13 protein-coding genes and 1 pseudogene are annotated in these 15207 nt (G+C 51.2%); 9 read left to right on the top strand and 5 right to left on the bottom strand.

The features are described from left to right. The first annotated feature begins 42 nt into the window (after window positions 1–42). The 4 genes from IPN95_01330 (at window position 43) to IPN95_01315 (ending at window position 5557) form a co-directional block, all read left to right on the top strand. Window positions 43–2109 carry a KUP/HAK/KT family potassium transporter gene (locus tag IPN95_01330; protein ID MBK9448063.1) on the top strand — a complete coding sequence of 689 codons (2067 nt, stop codon included), beginning with the start codon at window positions 43–45 and terminating at the stop codon, window positions 2107–2109. 82 nt (window positions 2110–2191) lie between these two features. Then, window positions 2192–4195: a KUP/HAK/KT family potassium transporter gene (locus tag IPN95_01325; protein MBK9448062.1), complete on the top strand. Its 2004-nt coding sequence runs from the start codon at window positions 2192–2194 to the stop codon at window positions 4193–4195. A gap of 133 nt (window positions 4196–4328) precedes the next feature. Then, a complete protein-coding gene (locus tag IPN95_01320; GenBank protein ID MBK9448061.1) occupies window positions 4329–5057 on the top strand; it encodes a PKD domain-containing protein in 729 nt (242 codons plus the stop codon). Continuing rightward, a complete protein-coding gene (locus tag IPN95_01315; GenBank protein ID MBK9448060.1) occupies window positions 5054–5557 on the top strand; it encodes a PKD domain-containing protein in 504 nt (167 codons plus the stop codon). The genes IPN95_01320 and IPN95_01315 overlap by 4 nt, the downstream gene beginning before the upstream one ends. Before the next feature lie 75 nt (window positions 5558–5632). On the opposite strand, the pseudogene typA reads toward IPN95_01315, so the two are convergent. Next, window positions 5633–7442: pseudogene (gene typA, locus IPN95_01310) on the bottom strand (translational GTPase TypA). Between the two features lie 315 nt (window positions 7443–7757). On the opposite strand from typA, the gene IPN95_01305 reads away from it, so the two are divergent. Both IPN95_01305 and IPN95_01300 read left to right on the top strand, forming a co-directional pair. Beyond that, window positions 7758–8507: a tetratricopeptide repeat protein gene (locus IPN95_01305; protein MBK9448059.1), complete on the top strand. Its 750-nt coding sequence runs from the start codon at window positions 7758–7760 to the stop codon at window positions 8505–8507. Next, window positions 8504–8995: a 6,7-dimethyl-8-ribityllumazine synthase gene (locus IPN95_01300; GenBank protein MBK9448058.1), complete on the top strand. Its 492-nt coding sequence runs from the start codon at window positions 8504–8506 to the stop codon at window positions 8993–8995. The genes IPN95_01305 and IPN95_01300 overlap by 4 nt, the downstream gene beginning before the upstream one ends. Before the next feature lie 87 nt (window positions 8996–9082). Here IPN95_01300 and IPN95_01295 read toward each other — a convergent pair whose 3' ends face one another. Beyond that, complete coding sequence (locus IPN95_01295; protein ID MBK9448057.1) at window positions 9083–10276, bottom strand: hypothetical protein; 1194 nt, start codon at window positions 10274–10276, stop codon at window positions 9083–9085. Between the two features lie 355 nt (window positions 10277–10631). Between IPN95_01295 and IPN95_01290 the strand changes: the two genes are divergently transcribed. From IPN95_01290 to ytxJ, 3 genes are all read left to right on the top strand, one after another. Further along, window positions 10632–10781, top strand: coding sequence for a hypothetical protein (locus tag IPN95_01290; GenBank protein MBK9448056.1), 150 nt, complete (start codon window positions 10632–10634; stop codon window positions 10779–10781). A gap of 188 nt (window positions 10782–10969) precedes the next feature. Next, entirely contained in the window at window positions 10970–11362 is a 393-nt protein-coding gene (locus IPN95_01285; GenBank protein ID MBK9448055.1) for a VOC family protein, read from the top strand. Between the two features lie 230 nt (window positions 11363–11592). After that, window positions 11593–11940 (top strand): bacillithiol system redox-active protein YtxJ, encoded by a 348-nt coding sequence (gene ytxJ, locus IPN95_01280; protein ID MBK9448054.1) that lies wholly within the window; start codon window positions 11593–11595, stop codon window positions 11938–11940. Between the two features lie 191 nt (window positions 11941–12131). Here ytxJ and apaG read toward each other — a convergent pair whose 3' ends face one another. From apaG to IPN95_01265, 3 genes are all read right to left on the bottom strand, one after another. After that, window positions 12132–12530: a Co2+/Mg2+ efflux protein ApaG gene (apaG, locus tag IPN95_01275; protein MBK9448053.1), complete on the bottom strand. Its 399-nt coding sequence runs from the start codon at window positions 12528–12530 to the stop codon at window positions 12132–12134. Between the two features lie 62 nt (window positions 12531–12592). Next, window positions 12593–12973 (bottom strand): CoA-binding protein, encoded by a 381-nt coding sequence (locus tag IPN95_01270; GenBank protein ID MBK9448052.1) that lies wholly within the window; start codon window positions 12971–12973, stop codon window positions 12593–12595. Between the two features lie 51 nt (window positions 12974–13024). Continuing rightward, complete coding sequence (locus tag IPN95_01265; protein MBK9448051.1) at window positions 13025–15106, bottom strand: alpha-galactosidase; 2082 nt, start codon at window positions 15104–15106, stop codon at window positions 13025–13027. Window positions 15107–15207: the final 101 nt, after the last annotated feature.

Genomic DNA, 15207 nt, shown 5'->3' with positions numbered 1-15207 from the left:
GCCATGCCTTCACACGGTGGAAAACCTTCGTTGATACAATAGATGGGCGACCACACCCTCCATTCACGCCGAGTGACGGCAGGAACCTTGCTGGTAACGCTCGGTATCATTTACGGGGATATCGGGACATCGCCTTTGTATGTGATGAAGTCGATCGTCGGTGCAGGCCAAATCGATCCTTCAATCGTTTTGGGAGGCCTTTCCTGTATCTTCTGGACGATCACCCTGCTCACCACCCTCAAGTACGTGACACTCGTGTTGAATGCCGACAACAAAGGCGAGGGGGGGACATTTGCCTTGTATGCATTGGTCAAGCGACTCAAAGTCAAGTGGTTAATCATCCCTGCAATCATCGGCGGATGCAGTTTGTTGGCCGATGGCATGATCACGCCGCCGATTTCGGTATCGTCTGCGGTCGAAGGCCTTCGAACCTTGTATCCCAAAATCCCTACAATTCCGATTGTGATCGGCATCTTGTCTGGACTGTTTTTGGTGCAACAATTTGGAACCAAGGCCGTCGGCCGGTTTTTTGGCCCGGTCATGTTGGTGTGGTTTTCCATGCTGGCCATTTTTGGTGGCTTGTGGATCCTGCAGAATCCCACGGTGTTTAAGGCCATCAATCCGGTATATGCCTTTGAATTGCTGACACAACGCAAAGGCGGATTTTTCATTCTTGGCGCTGTTTTCCTTTGTGCTACGGGTGTGGAGGCACTTTACAGCGACCTTGGTCACTGTGGTAAACGCAACGTCAGGGCTTCTTGGGGATTTGTAAAACTCGCCTTGCTCCTTAATTATTTCGGGCAAGGCGCCTTTTTGCTGAGTCCAGAAAATGTCGGCCGGGTCTTGGTGGAAAGCAAGGAAAGCATCGCCAACGGTTGGCTGCTGACCGATAATCCGAATCCGTTTTTTGGCTTGTTGCCCTCTTGGTTCTCGGTGCCGGGAATCATCATCGCCACGCTTGCGACCATTGTGGCGAGCCAAGCCATGATCACCGGTTCATTTACATTGATCAACGAAGCCGTTCGACTGAATCTTTGGCCCAAGGTGCAGATTCGCTATCCGACGGAGCAAAAGGGTCAATTGTATGTGCCGTCGATCAATTTCATCTTGTTTGTCGGCTGCATCGGCATTGTGCTGTTTTTCAAGGAGTCTTCAAAAATGGAGGCGGCCTACGGCTTGGCGATCGTGATGACGATGATCATGACCACGATCATGCTGGCCTTTTTCATGCGGATGAAGCGCTATCCCATCGCGTTGATCATTCCCTTGACGATCTTTTTCCTCGCGTTGGAAGGTTCGTTCTTGGCTGCCAACTTGGAAAAATTCCCGCATGGCGGCTACGTTTCCTTGAGCATTTCGCTCATCTTGTTTATCGTGATGACGCTTTGGTACTACGGCAAGCGGGTGGCGCATCGCTTTACCGAATCTGAAGAGATCGGCCTTTACAAAGACACCCTCGTGCGCCTGAGTGCAGATGAGACCATTCCCCGCTACGCAACCAATTTGGTTTTCCTGACCAATGTCGGTCAATGGAACATGATCGAAAGCAAAGTCCTTTATTCAATTGTAAAGCGGCAGCCCAAACGGGCCGACATCTATTGGTTTTTGCACATTCACGTCGTCGATGAACCCTACCGGATGGATTATCGGGTACGCGTGATCGCGCCCAATGACATCGTGCGGGTCGATTTCTACCTTGGATTCAGAATCGATCCGCGGATCAACCTGTTTTTCCGGAAAGTCGTTGAAAACATGGTCGAAAGAGGCGAAGTGGACATTCGCAGTAAATACGCCTCGCTCAAGGACAACAACTTGATGGGCGATTTCAAATTTGTGCTGATTGAGAAATACCTGAGCGGCGACAATGATTTGAGCTTTTTCCCGCGGATTGCCTTGAATGGTTACTTCTTGCTCAAGAAGCTGAGTCTGTCTCCTGAAAAGGCGTACGGCTTGGAGACAAGCAGCGTGTTTATTGAGAAATTCCCATTGATCGTGAAGCCCGTAACGGGGTTGAAGCTGCGCAGAATCGATGATGCAGGTACGCCTCCGTCCGATAATTCGCCTCCATCAGACAATTCTTCCCCATCGGTGAATCTGGCAAAGGGCTAGATGTCACGATGAAAAATAGCTTCGTAACTTTTCCTGCGAAATGCAACATTGCGAAATTTGACAATGCATTTTTTGAAATTCAATGAGTGAACATTCAGCACACAATCACAAAGTAACCGCGGGCACGCTGTTGGTGACTTTGGGCATCATCTACGGGGACATCGGTACATCGCCTTTGTATGTGCTCAAAGCCATTGTAGGCTCGGGGCCGATCGACAAGGAGGTGGTCCTTGGTGGCTTGAGTTGCGTTTTTTGGACGATCACGCTGCTCACGACGATCAAATACGTTTTCATTACGCTCAATGCGGACAACAAAGGCGAAGGCGGGATTTTTTCGCTGTATGCCTTGGTGCGCCGAATGAAGGTGAAGTGGCTCATTTTCCCAGCGATTTTGGGAGGTTGCACCTTGCTTGCGGACGGCATCATTACCCCGCCGATTTCCGTGGCATCGGCCATTGAGGGTCTGAGCATTTTGCGAGACGATATTCCGACGATCCCGATCATCTTGGCGATTTTGACTGCGCTCTTTATGATTCAGCAGTTCGGAACGAAGGTTGTCGGCAAGTTTTTTGGGCCAGTGATGTTGGTTTGGTTTGTAATGCTGGCATTTTGGGGGGTATTGGCGTTGAGCAATGATTTTTCGGTCTTACGTGCTTTGAGTCCAACCTATGCCTACAGCCTGCTTGCCAACCACGAAGGAGGCTTTTTTCTGCTCGGTGCCGTCTTTTTGTGCAGTACGGGAGCCGAGGCTTTGTACAGTGACTTGGGCCATTGCGGAAAACAAAACGTGCGCGTGTCTTGGGGTTTTGTCAAAGTGAGCCTGCTGCTCAATTACTTTGGTCAAGGTGCTTGGTTGATTTCCAATGAAGGAAAAACGTTGGTACAACTCGATGCACCCAACCCATTTTTTGCCATCATGCCGCAATGGTTCCTGATTCCAGGCGTGATCATTGCCACCCTAGCTGCCATCGTTGCAAGTCAAGCCTTGATTTCTGGGTCATTTACACTGATCAACGAAGCCATTCGACTGAATTTTTGGCCCAAGGTCAAGATCCGTTATCCGAGCGACTTGAAGGGGCAGCTCTATGTACCTTCGGTCAATTGGCTGCTTTGGGCGGGTTGTATTGCGATCGTTCTGTTTTTCAAGGAGAGCTCCGCGATGGAGGCTGCCTACGGCTTGGCGATCGTGTTGACGATGTTGATGACGACGACCTTACTCGCCTTCTACATGCGACGTAAGCACTATCCCTTGCCGCTGATTGTACTGATTGTTTTATTCTTCCTTGCTGTCGAAGGTTCATTTTTGGCGGCTAACCTCGAAAAATTCGAGCACGGCGGCTATGTGACCATCTTGGTCGCTGCGGTCTTGTTTACCGTGATGACGGTTTGGTACTACGGCAAACGTGTGGCAGGGCAATTTACAGAGGCTGAAAAAATCGACGAATACAAAGACACGTTGATCCGCCTTAGCCACGACGAATCCGTTCCCAAATACGCGACCAACCTTGTGTTCATGACCAATGTCGGTCAGCCCGACATGATCGAATCCAAGGTATTTTACAGCATCGTGAAGCGGCTTCCCAAACGCGCCGACATTTATTGGTTCCTCCACATTCATGTGGTTGACGAACCCTACCGCATGGATTATGACGTGAACATCATCGCCGACAACGACATCGTGCGCGTCGATTTTTACCTCGGATTCAGGGTTGAGCCACGCATCAACCTGTTTTTCAGGAAGGTCGTCGAAGGCATGGTCAACGAAGGTGAAGTGGACATTCGGAGTAAATATGCTTCCCTCAGCGACAACAAATTGGTGGGAGACTTCCGTTTTGTGCTCATTGAGAAGTACCTGAGCGGCGACAATGATCTTGGCTTATTCACAAGACTTGCTTTGCAAGGCTATTTCTTGCTCAAGAAACTCAGTTTGTCTCCTGAACGTGCTTTTGGTTTGGAAACAAGCAGCGTTTTTGTCGAAAAATTCCCGTTGATCGTGAAACCCGTGGACAACATCAACCTCAAACGCATTCGCCACAAAAAGAAGAATGTCGAAGATGTTGCCGAGGCGGAGCTGGATGGGCATTGAGGAAGCGGATTCGTCCCAACCTACAAAACATGGCCTCCGAACAAGTTCACTTCGGAGGCCATATTTTTTGCCATTTTGTTAAATCACAGAGCGTTGACTTTGAGTATTCAAGCTCAATGCTTAACTTAAGGTTATGAACAACTTACATCGATCTAAACCCTTGCTTCTTGCCTTTTTCTTCACCCTCTTGGCAACCATCGCCTGTCGTGAACTCGACGACCCGCTGTTGCCAAAACCGACACCGCCGCCCCCGCCGCCGCCGGTCATCGTCTCCTGCTTCTCCCTGCAAAACGACACCTTCATGGACCCTAAGGTGCCTGTTCAATTCCTGAATTGCTCGCAAGGTGCCACCACCTACCTCTGGCATTTTGGGGACAGTGCGACCTCTGATTCCTTTGAACCCGCACATCAATACGCCGACACTGGTCATTACACTGTGCGCTTGGAAGCCTTTTTGGGCGACTACAAGGAGGAATACAGTCGCGTCATCCGCGTGGACTACCCTCGTTTCAAGAAGATTCGGATTGTGCAGATGGGGGTGCTGGACCCTTGGGGTGTGCCGTATGATCTGGATGGGAGTGGGTTGGATATTAACGCCAGATTTACAAGGGATGGCAACAATAGTCCGACCTTTATCTTTCCGATTGCTCAAAACGTCACCCTCCCATATGAGTTCATACTCACCCAAGATATGAGTATTGATGCATATTTCTGGCAGTGGGAATTGGATTGTTATGGGTCAGGAACTCGGGACACTGTGGGGCTTGGAACAATGTACTATCGCGATTTGATTGACTCGCCTGTTGAAACAAGGTCTTGGGACAGCAATTTGGTGGAGATCATCATGGAGGGAGCGAGATGAAAAACCAAGCCATCCGCCTAACCTTTCTTCTGCTGTTCTCCCTATTGGCAATCATCTCCTGCAGAGAGCTCGACGATCCGCTGTTGCCAAAACCGACGCCACCACCCCCGCCGGTCATTGTCTCCTGCTTCTCCCTACAAAACGACACCTTCATGGACCCCAAGGTACCTGTTCAGTTCCTGAATTGCTCACAAGGTGCCACAACCTACCTCTGGGATTTTGGAGACAGTGCCACCTCTGATTCCTTTGAACCCGCACATCAATACGCCGACACAGGTCATTACAATGTGCGCTTGGAGGCCTTTTTGGGCGACTACAAGGAGGAATACAGTCGCGTGATCCGCGTGGACTATCCTCGTTTCAAGAAGATTCGGGTTGTGCAGATGGCGGTGTTGGACCATTGGGGTGTGCCGTATGATCCCGATGGGAGTGGGTTGGATATCGAAACCATCGCTTGGGACAGCAATCTCGTTGAAATCATCATGGAAGGCGCCCGCTAATGCTCCACCACCTCCAAAAAACAAAATCCCCCGAGCGATCACGTCCGGGGGATTTTTTGTATTTGAACTGATTGCTCAGTTCATTTTGGAGGCGTAGCGTTTGCGCTCGTTTTCGTCCAAATGGATTTTGCGCAGGCGGATGCTCTTGGGTGTGAGCTCGACATATTCGTCGCCGCTGATGTATTCCAGGGCCTCTTCCAAGCTCAATTTTACCGCCGGTGCAATCTTCATTTTCACGTCGCTGCCCGAGGCGCGCATGTTGGTGAGTTTTTTCGTGCGGATCACGTTCACGACGAGGTCACCTGCCTTGGTAGATTCGCCCACGACTTGGCCGTTGTACACATCCTCACCTGGATCGATGAAAAAGTGACCACGATCTTGCAATTTGTCAATCGCGTAGGGAATCGAGGTCCCCGTTTCGTGTGCGATCAACGAACCAACCGTACGCTTGATGATCTCACCCTTCCAAGGTTCGAAGGCCAAGAAGCGGTGGGCCATGACAGCCTCGCCTGCGGTGGCCGTGAGCAACTCATTCCGCATACCGATGATGCCGCGGGATGGGATGTTAAACGCGAGAAGGGCGCGATCGGCCTTGATTTCCATTTTGGTCAGCTCGCCCTTACGACGTGTCGCCTGATCGATGGCACGTCCTGGCATATTCTTCTGGAACGTCGATGTTCATGTCCTCGACAGGCTCGCAGCGCTGACCATCAATTTCCTTGATAATGACACGCGGTTGACCGACTTGCAACTCATAGCCTTCGCGGCGCATGGTTTCGATCAAGATCGAGAGGTGCAAAATGCCTCGGCCATAGACGATAAAGGAGTCAGCCGAGTCAGTTGGCTCCATGCGCATCGCGAGGTTGCGCTGCAATTCTTTTTCCAAGCGTTCCTTTAAGTGGCGGGAGGTCACAAATTTGCCTTCCTTGCCAAAAAACGGCGAATCATTAATCGTGAAGAGCATGCTCATCGTCGGCTCATCGATGCTGATCGGCGACATGGCTACTGGATTGTCGGCATCGGAGACGGTGTCGCCAATTTCGAAGTCGTCCAAACCCACCAATGCGCAGATTTCGCCAGCTTCTACGGATTCGACTTTGGCTTTGACGAGGCCTTCGAAGAGGTAAAGCTCCTTGATACGCGAGCGTTTGATGCTGCCATCACGCTTGATGAGGGCGACGGGACCGTTGTTGCGCAAGGTGCCGCTGTAAAGACGACCGATGGCGATACGGCCGGTATAGCTGCTGAAGTCCAGCGAAGTGATCTGCAATTGCGTCACGCCCGAAGTTCCGATTTTGGGCGGTGGGATGTGCGTGAGAATGCCTTCAAACAAATCCGTGAGGTCTTCTTTGGGCTCGAGCCAGCTTGTGCTCATCCATCCGTGCTTGGACGCGCCGTAAAATACGGGGTAGTCCAGTTGGTCCTCAGTAGCGTCGAGGCTAAACATCAATTCGAAGACAGCTTCGTTGATCTCATCGGGACGGCAGTTGGGTTTGTCGACCTTGTTGATGACTACGATCGGCTTGAGACCAAGGGCAATCGCCTTTTGAAGCACGAAGCGGGTTTGTGGCATGGGGCCTTCGAAGGCATCCACCAGCAACAAAACACCGTCTGCAAGGTTCAAAACACGCTCCACTTCACCACCAAAGTCGCTGTGACCAGGGGTGTCAATGATATTGATTTTGTAGTCTTTGTAGCGAATGGATACATTTTTGGAGAGAATCGTGATGCCGCGCTCCCGCTCCAAGTCATTGTTGTCCATGATCAACTCACCAGGGGTTTCGTGTGCTTGGAATGCCTGGCCTTGGTAAAGCATCTTATCAACCAATGTGGTCTTACCGTGGTCAACGTGCGCGATGATCGCGATGTTCCTAATTTTTTGCATGGGTGCAAAATTAGCCTTTTGTTCTGGCTTTCGGTGAAGAGATTCTACGATTTCTCGCAAAATTAAACGGCGGGACGAGGACAACTCCATCAAAAACAGCGTTTAAAGTGGATTGGGCCCGCTTTTGAGGCATCTGTTTCTCTGTTTGATCTGCCAAACTTGCCTGAAGGCGTAATTCTGTGCCACCAATACAGGCCCTTATGCTGGCTTACGGAGTTGTGACTGCATCAAATTGCAGCCGGAAAGCTCAGAGGATCATTTTGTTTTGACGATTGGTTTTCGTTTTTTTGTAGCCTCAAATTTTTAAGGTGAATTATGGCAAGAAATAAGGGCAGGTCGACAATGAATGACGATGAAGTCATCGACCAGGACGAAGTGATCTATGAGGAAGAGAAGTCATCTAAGGGTGCCGCCTCTGCCGCAGTGACCGGGCCCCAGTCCTTTACTGAGAAATACCGCAACTTCCTGTTGATCGGCGGTGTAGCTGTGTTGGCGGTTGTGGGTTACTTCATTTATAACTACTCCCAGAAGGACAAGGTCAATGCCCTAGCGCAAGCTGAGATGGTCATGCCTATTTTGTATTACGAGCAGGATTCGATCAACAAAGCCCTCAACGGCGACGGTCAAAGCCCTACCTTGTCTGACATCGTCGAAGACTACGGTAGCACCGATGCCGGTAACATGGCACGCTACTACCTTGGAACGGCCTACCTAAAGTCAGGTAACTTGGACGAAGGAATTGCAGCCTTGGAAGAATACAGGCAAAACCACAGCATGGTTTCGGCCGCTGCTTTGGGTTCATTGGGATATGCTTATGAGCAAAAGGGTGACTTCGAAACTGCTGCAAAGCATTACGAAGAAGCTGCACATACCCCCAAAGACAATATGTACTCCACGCCTTTGTACTTGATGCACGCAGGCAGGAACCTCGAGTCGGCCAACAAAACCGAAGAGGCGCTTGTGTTGTACAAGGAGATCAAAGAGAATTTCCCTTTGAGTGACCAAGTCCGTGATGGTAGCGTGGACCGCTCCATTGCAAAACTTTCCGAAGAGGACTTCGAATGACACAGCCCGGGCACGATCTTTCCCATATCCATTATCAGGGTACGGAAAATCATCGTGATACCACCGTGGCTATTGTGGCTAGCAAGTGGAATCCCGAGGTTCTTGAAGCACTGCTCGAAGGCGCTTGGCGCACGCTCGTAGCCGCTGGAATTCCTGAAAAACAAGTGTTGGTGTACCGTGTGCCGGGTTCCTACGAACTCCCGACCGGTGCGCAGTTTGCGGTCGAAGGCAATCCCGGCATCGATGCAGTGATTTGCCTCGGCTGCGTCGTCCAAGGCGAAACCCGGCATTTCGAATTCATCAATCAGGCGGTCGCGCAAGGCGTCAAGGATGTGAGCCTGAAATACAACCTCCCGGTCATCTTTGGGGTCTTGACACCCGAAACCAATCAGCAGGCGCTCGATCGGGCAGGTGGCAAATATGGCAACAAAGGCGAAGAAGCAGCCGTGGCTGCCCTCGAAATGATCGACCTCAAGCGTTCGCTTTGAGGGTTATGGCTTGAGTTTTTAGTTCAGAATCGCTCCTGTTCGGGGGATTTGAAGCGCGTTCCAACTTTTCCGGACTCTTCTTCGAATTCAAACCAGCCTTTCCGCAAGAAACGCCCATCGTCCCTTTTCCCCGTAGCGCGTCAGCAGCAGGAAATATTCGCCGCCTTCCGGCAAGCCGATCTGTTTGCGCACCTGCTCCAAGGGCAAATCAAAATCCCGCTTGCTGTATTGCACTTTTTGAATCCCGCGTGATTTCAGTCCAGCCTTGATTGCCTGTGGCTTCAGCGGCCAATCCGCCAGAATTTTGTAGCGATGGCCGTGAAATTCAGGATCGTCGTCCAGGCTATAGTAGTAGCCCTCGGGCGACAGCATTCCGCCGCGCAACTCCGCATTGTCCATGCAGACATGCGCCAATCCAGCGACATACAGCGCGACATCGCATTCCAGGATATAGGCAGCTTGGTCATTGGCGTCCCAAGTCGGAATGAAGCGGGCTTCCATGGTAGACATCACTTTGCCCGAATTTCCCTTGCGCACAAAAATCGCCCCGGTTCCCGCCGCGAGCGGATCGGGCTCGATCAGGATTTCCTTGCATTCATTTGCTTCTGAAAGCACCCAAACAAAAACGCCTTCGGGAAACTGCTTTTGAATGGCCTGAAGGTCAAGCATCGGCGAAGCCTTGATCAGGATGCGTTTGCCATGTTTGCGCAGCAATGGCATCAATTCGAGCACATTGGGTTGGCAATCTTGCAGGCCAAATACCCGTTTGCCTGTTGCGTCGCGTCGATCGGGATCGGCATAGATCAGATCAAACTGTGGTCCGTCATACCCTGAAAGAAAATCTTCGGCGGATTGGTTCACGAGGGTGATGTTCTGAATTCCCAACAGCCCTGCGTTGAATTCCACGATCTTGGCGAGTTCGGGATTGGGTTCCAGGCTCATGAGGGCGTCATACTTCCCGGCGATTGCGAAGCTGTCACAGCCCAATCCGCAGGTGAGGTCAAGCGCCTTGGCGCCTTTTCCCCAAGGCTTCTGACTGCTCAGCACTTCGGAGGTCGATTGTTCGTAGGCGCGTTGGGTTAGGATGCATTGGGCGGCCACCATTTTGGGGAGTTTGGCTGCGGCCTTTTGCAGCAGGGCCACTTGGCCGACCGCCAAAGCAGTGGGGAAACCGGGAGGATGCTTTTGCAAGGCGAGTCGATGCGGATCATCCGCCCTGTGCGCCGAGACCCATTCGCGCAATTCAGGTGTAAGCAAAGCTTCGATTTCTGCCGCTGTCATATTCTCCCGCCAATGATTTTTTTAAAATTAGGCAAAGAAGCTGTATTTCCCGGCCGATCCACATGTAAGAAAACAGATCAAACTCACCGCTGGAGTCATTTCCGAACCGCAGCGACCCAACTGACCAATTCGCAACACAATTATCCACATGGGTCTGAAAATGTGGATAATGGGTGGTCGGAGAAGGCAGGCATGAGGTGGGTTTTGAATCCTTTCCGGGGGATTTGCCGTATTCTTGGACAGGCGTTGGCAAAAATTCGTTGAATGCCAAAGGTTATGATCGGGTGATTTTTAAAGGATTTTCCATCGTGAAATTCCTCAATTTGGATGAAGAGTCTTGAAAACTGGAACAGTCATGAGAAAATACATCCTTGCTTTTGTCTTGAGCATTACCCTCGCAGGTGCTTTGGGTGTCTTTATGACCCAACGTTTGACGCCGGGGAAGGCGCAAAAGGTAGTGGCATCCTCCAAGACCTCGGTGTTTGGATGGCCGCAACGCAAGTAAAAACGCGTTTGAAATATCGGATTTGGGAGCTAATTGAAACTTTCGCCATGAAAAAGATCGGAATATTTGTCGGAATCATCGTCCTCTGCTGGGCAACGATGACATCCTGTACCGCTACAAGGCATCATGGATGCATGGCCACCAAGGTCGGGAACCATGCGCGTTGAGGCAACGCACACATTCGGCCAATGAATCTGAATCAGGTAACCCTGCCGACGTTGGATTTGCAGCGTGCGGTCGAGTTCTATGAGACGCTCGGTTTGCGGCTGATTGTCCTGTCCATGCCGCGTTATGCGCGCTTTGAATGCCCGGTCGGTGAAGGCACGTTTTCCTTGCATTTGGTCGAGGAATTGCCCGTAGGCCAAGGCCCCATTGTCTACTTTGAATGCGATGCGCTCGATGCGAAGGTCGCGGCTTTGATGGAAAACGGTGTCCATTTTGATACGCAACCGACCGATCAGCCTTGGTTGTGGCGGGAAGCAAGCCTCCGCGACCCCGACGGCAATGCCTTGATCTTGTTTTTTGCAGGAACCAACCGCAAAAACCCTCCTTGGCGCATTGATCCGACAATTGAGGGGTGAAAAATGACGACTGAACCGTCAAACAAGATCATTTGACGAAGAATGTTTGGTAACCCAGTGCTTCTTCCCTACTTTGAGGCATTGATTCATAATTTGTCCGCACCATGTTGAAGAAAATCGTTTTTGGAATCCTCGCTTTGTCATTTTTGGCAACAGGCCTGCAGTCTTGCACGCATTTGAAAAACCATCAACAATGCAACGGAACTAAGGTGGGCAACAAACGCTAAATCATGGGTTGGAATCGTCTGGAAAATTTCAAGCAGGTTGGGGACATTGTGTCGGCTTCAGCCGAAAAACCGCAGCTGATTTTTAAGCACAGCACACGATGCAGCATCTCGGAAGCAGCAAAGTATCGTTTGGATGCAGATTTGGATGCCCTGAAATCGGTCTATGATGTGCATTATCTTGATTTGCTCACCTACCGCGACATTTCCAAGCTCGTCGCCGAGCGCTTTGATGTCATCCATCAGTCACCGCAAGTGATCGTTGTACAAAAAGGCAAACCAACCTATACAGCTTCGCATTATGACATCGACGTCCGAGATTTGATGGCACAAGTCAGGACCGAAAACCGCTAAAGCAATCTGCTGAACGGTAGCGCCGCTCAGGTTTCGGAACGGTTGGCAGTTGGAGACGACTCCCGATAGGCGAAGTCCACACGTCCAGATCCTTCCCATGGAAAAGCCGGATGATTCTCACAAGAGAAATATACCTGCAATCCTGTGAGATTCGGGCATCAGCAACATTTCAATGGAGCAGGAAACCTAAGTTAATTTAGGGCAACAGGTGTCGCCATGGTGAATTTTGGAATTCTCACTTTGAATTCCGCATGGTTGTCGCGCCGAACCATCCCATAAAACCCGCGCATTTGGCCCAAGGGTGTTTTGAAGTCGCAACCACTCACGTATTCGTGGGTTTGGCCGGGGGCTAGAATCGGCTGCAATCCGATGACGCCATCTCCTTCCACTTTTCGTTTTCTGCCAACGGCGTCTGTGATAAACCATTCACGACGGAGCAATTGCACCGTAAACGACGACTCGTTCGTGATGCGAATGCGGTAGGCAAACATAAAATGGTCCATCGCGGGATTGGACTGCTCGGGAAGATAGGCGCTTTGAACGCTTACAATGACATCTTCGGTGCGGATGGAAACTACCTCTGAAAACATAGGCTGCGTTAATTTTTCGTCGATAAGCTACACATAAACCACGGCAGATTCAAGTTGAGCCGTCAAAATTGGCCAAAATTCAGCATCACCAAGGTGCAGGCATTGTTACATTCGATCCCTTGTGCGGTCGCAGATTTGTAAAGTTCCGAGTTTTCGGCGCCGGGGTTGAAAATGATTCTTTTGGGCTTCAATTGAAGGATGAATTCCTGCAATTCCTTCTGCCTGAGTGCATTCATGTAGAGGGTCACCGTGTGGATGTCCTTGCCCGCAAGCCAATCCGTACCCTTGCGGATCTGCACGCCCGCGACCTGCGCCTCCTTGAGCCCGACCGCAAGCACGGGCACGCCCGCGTCCCTGAGCATGTGCAAGGCCGTGTAACTCGTGCGCTCGGGGTTGTCGCTTGCCCCCAAGACCAAGGTCGTTTTTTCTGCGTTGGATTTCATTGTTTTCTCCGCTTGATGACTTCTCTTCAAACCCGTCCCGACGGGCAATGTTCAAACAAATTTTCCGTCTTTGACCGGAACCAACGCCAATGTCGCGCCTTTGCCGGTGTAGGTCGGATACGTTTTCCCGTTGATTTTGGCATCCTTGGTCCCGTTCTCCACCCGGAGCAGCAAGTTGCCTGTCCCGACCGTCTGCGGACTGAGTTTCACCTGAAACTCATCGCCATTCAAAGAAATGGACGCAACCTCGCTGCCGGGGAAAAGGTGCAAGTCACTCCCGGCAATGCCCGGGGTTTGCTCCGTGAGCTTCAGGTAAATCCGGGTTTCGAAGGGCTTGAAATACACGGCCTTGGGCTCCTCGACAAAACCTTCGCCATTGCGGTACCAAACCCCTTCCGGCAAGGCAATTTTCCTGTCAGTCCGGCTCAAATTGGCTGCTGCAAAATACATCCGGTTCAATTCGTCCTCAACTTGAAACCATATCCGGTACAATTCGCCGTCCTGCTCCACGCGGTTGATCCTGTGCTTCAAAGCAGGAAAAGTCGAACGATAAAGGGCCATCGTCGCCGAATCGTAGCCACCAATGTTGTCGCTGGTAAACAGCAGGTCCCCAAAAATCTGGTTGATCGCCAACAGGCTGAGCCGCTGCTGCACGCTTAGTTCGTTGTCGTTTTTGCGCAGGATGAATACATCAGGATCGTTGGCAAAAAAGCGCCCGCTGAAATGCCGTCGGTTGATGGTGTTGTGCAGTGCATTGTGGGTGCTGATCCGTTCCCGCATGTTGATCATTTTCGCCGAATGCATTTCCCAGTTCAGCCCGATGTCGGGGCCGATCCTGCAATAATCAAAAACATTCCATGCCGGCGCCAAAGGCACCCCGCAACCGAGGATCAGCTTTTCGCCGCAGCATTCGCGCAAAAATTGGCAGGCTTCCCACATCAATTGCCCCCTGGATTTGCCATTTCGCGGGATCAAGGCGGCTGCAAAAAGGAAATCCAGCTTCACCAAATCATAGCCCCACTGATTCAGAACGACATCGAATACGTTTTTCAAATGCGTCCGCACCGCGGGCAATTCGAGGTCCAGCAGGTAGTAAGTGCCGTTAAACAGGCCGCCCCAACCGGGATTGTAACCGGCCTCCACGAGGTGCTCACCATCGTAGGTCACCAACCAATCGCGGTGCTGTTGGTAGATCGTGGAATCCTTCTCGGCAATCAGCGGCGCAAGCCAAAGTCCGGCTTTGTAGCCGTAGCGATGCGCTTGGTCGGCGAGAAATGCCATTCCCTGCGGGAATTTTTTGTTGGCAGAAGTCCAGTCGCCGATGGCAGGTTGCCAACCGTCGTCAATTTGGAAAACGTCGATCGGAATTTCGCGCAGGCCGTAGGCCCGCAGGTTGTCGAGGATGATCTCCTCGGTGATTTTGGTGTAGTAGTTGTACCAGCTCGTCCAGCCTGTGGCGGGTGCCTTGACTGGTTTGGAATTGGTTTTTGGGGGAGGGAATGTCACGAATGACAATTCGCTGCCGTTTTCCTCCCAAAAATTGACACGTAGCATTTCGGCTTCCCGGATCAATTTCCGACCGCCTACATCTTTCCTGATGCGCAATCGCCCTTCTTTGCACCGCCATTCAAACAAAGTATAGCCCGTTTCTGGTGCTGCTTCAGCCCAAACCAGCGTTTTTTCACCCTTGGTGAGACTTGTAAATGACCATGCATGCAGGTATCCCTCCTTGGCGGGATAATCATAAAATGTATAATCACCGGTCGTATTAAGAAGTCCCTTGATGGGCCCCCGCAATTTTGGAATTGCTTCATCGGGGCGGAATCCTCTGCTTTCTGTCCAACTTTGGTAGCCGTTCAGGAAGATGGTGTCCGTGGGGGCGACGGGTTGGACGAACTCGATGTAGAGTTCCTTGAGCAAGACCTCTTGTTGAGGGAAAATCCCAATTCCGATCCCTATTGGTTTGCCATCCCTGTTCACGTTCAAGACGACGGTCAAGCCACCGGTGAGGATCTGAGCACCATGGTGGAATTCTGCCTCGAAAAGGCGACCGCCTTGGTACCAAGCAATATGTCCGACAAAGGATTCTTCCATTGCTTCGAAGGTAATGAAAATCTTTGCTGCGCGTTCCATTTGACTTATTTGGAACGCATTCGGCTGAAAGTGTACGCTACAGCCTACAATGTACCCTGCAGACGTGGAAGTTGGGACTATCCTTGGGCAATGAGGCATCG

This window comes from Bacteroidota bacterium (genome assembly GCA_016718825.1).
GTDB lineage: Bacteria > Bacteroidota > Bacteroidia > J057 > JADKCL01 > JADKCL01.
This window is presented reverse-complemented; position numbering and strand designations above follow the sequence as displayed.

Coding starts and splice junctions, on each gene's coding strand:
- IPN95_01325 (MBK9448062.1), top strand. CDS start 2,192: ATGAGTGAACATTCAGCACACAATCACAAAGTAACCGCGGGCACGCTG.
- IPN95_01290 (MBK9448056.1), top strand. CDS start 10,632: ATGAGAAAATACATCCTTGCTTTTGTCTTGAGCATTACCCTCGCAGGT.
- IPN95_01320 (MBK9448061.1), top strand. CDS start 4,329: ATGAACAACTTACATCGATCTAAACCCTTGCTTCTTGCCTTTTTCTTC.
- IPN95_01295 (MBK9448057.1), bottom strand. CDS start 10,276: ATGACAGCGGCAGAAATCGAAGCTTTGCTTACACCTGAATTGCGCGAA.
- IPN95_01305 (MBK9448059.1), top strand. CDS start 7,758: ATGGCAAGAAATAAGGGCAGGTCGACAATGAATGACGATGAAGTCATC.
- apaG (MBK9448053.1), bottom strand. CDS start 12,530: ATGTTTTCAGAGGTAGTTTCCATCCGCACCGAAGATGTCATTGTAAGC.
- IPN95_01285 (MBK9448055.1), top strand. CDS start 10,970: ATGAATCTGAATCAGGTAACCCTGCCGACGTTGGATTTGCAGCGTGCG.
- IPN95_01270 (MBK9448052.1), bottom strand. CDS start 12,973: ATGAAATCCAACGCAGAAAAAACGACCTTGGTCTTGGGGGCAAGCGAC.
- ytxJ (MBK9448054.1), top strand. CDS start 11,593: ATGGGTTGGAATCGTCTGGAAAATTTCAAGCAGGTTGGGGACATTGTG.
- IPN95_01300 (MBK9448058.1), top strand. CDS start 8,504: ATGACACAGCCCGGGCACGATCTTTCCCATATCCATTATCAGGGTACG.
- IPN95_01265 (MBK9448051.1), bottom strand. CDS start 15,106: ATGGAACGCGCAGCAAAGATTTTCATTACCTTCGAAGCAATGGAAGAA.
- IPN95_01315 (MBK9448060.1), top strand. CDS start 5,054: ATGAAAAACCAAGCCATCCGCCTAACCTTTCTTCTGCTGTTCTCCCTA.
- IPN95_01330 (MBK9448063.1), top strand. CDS start 43: ATGGGCGACCACACCCTCCATTCACGCCGAGTGACGGCAGGAACCTTG.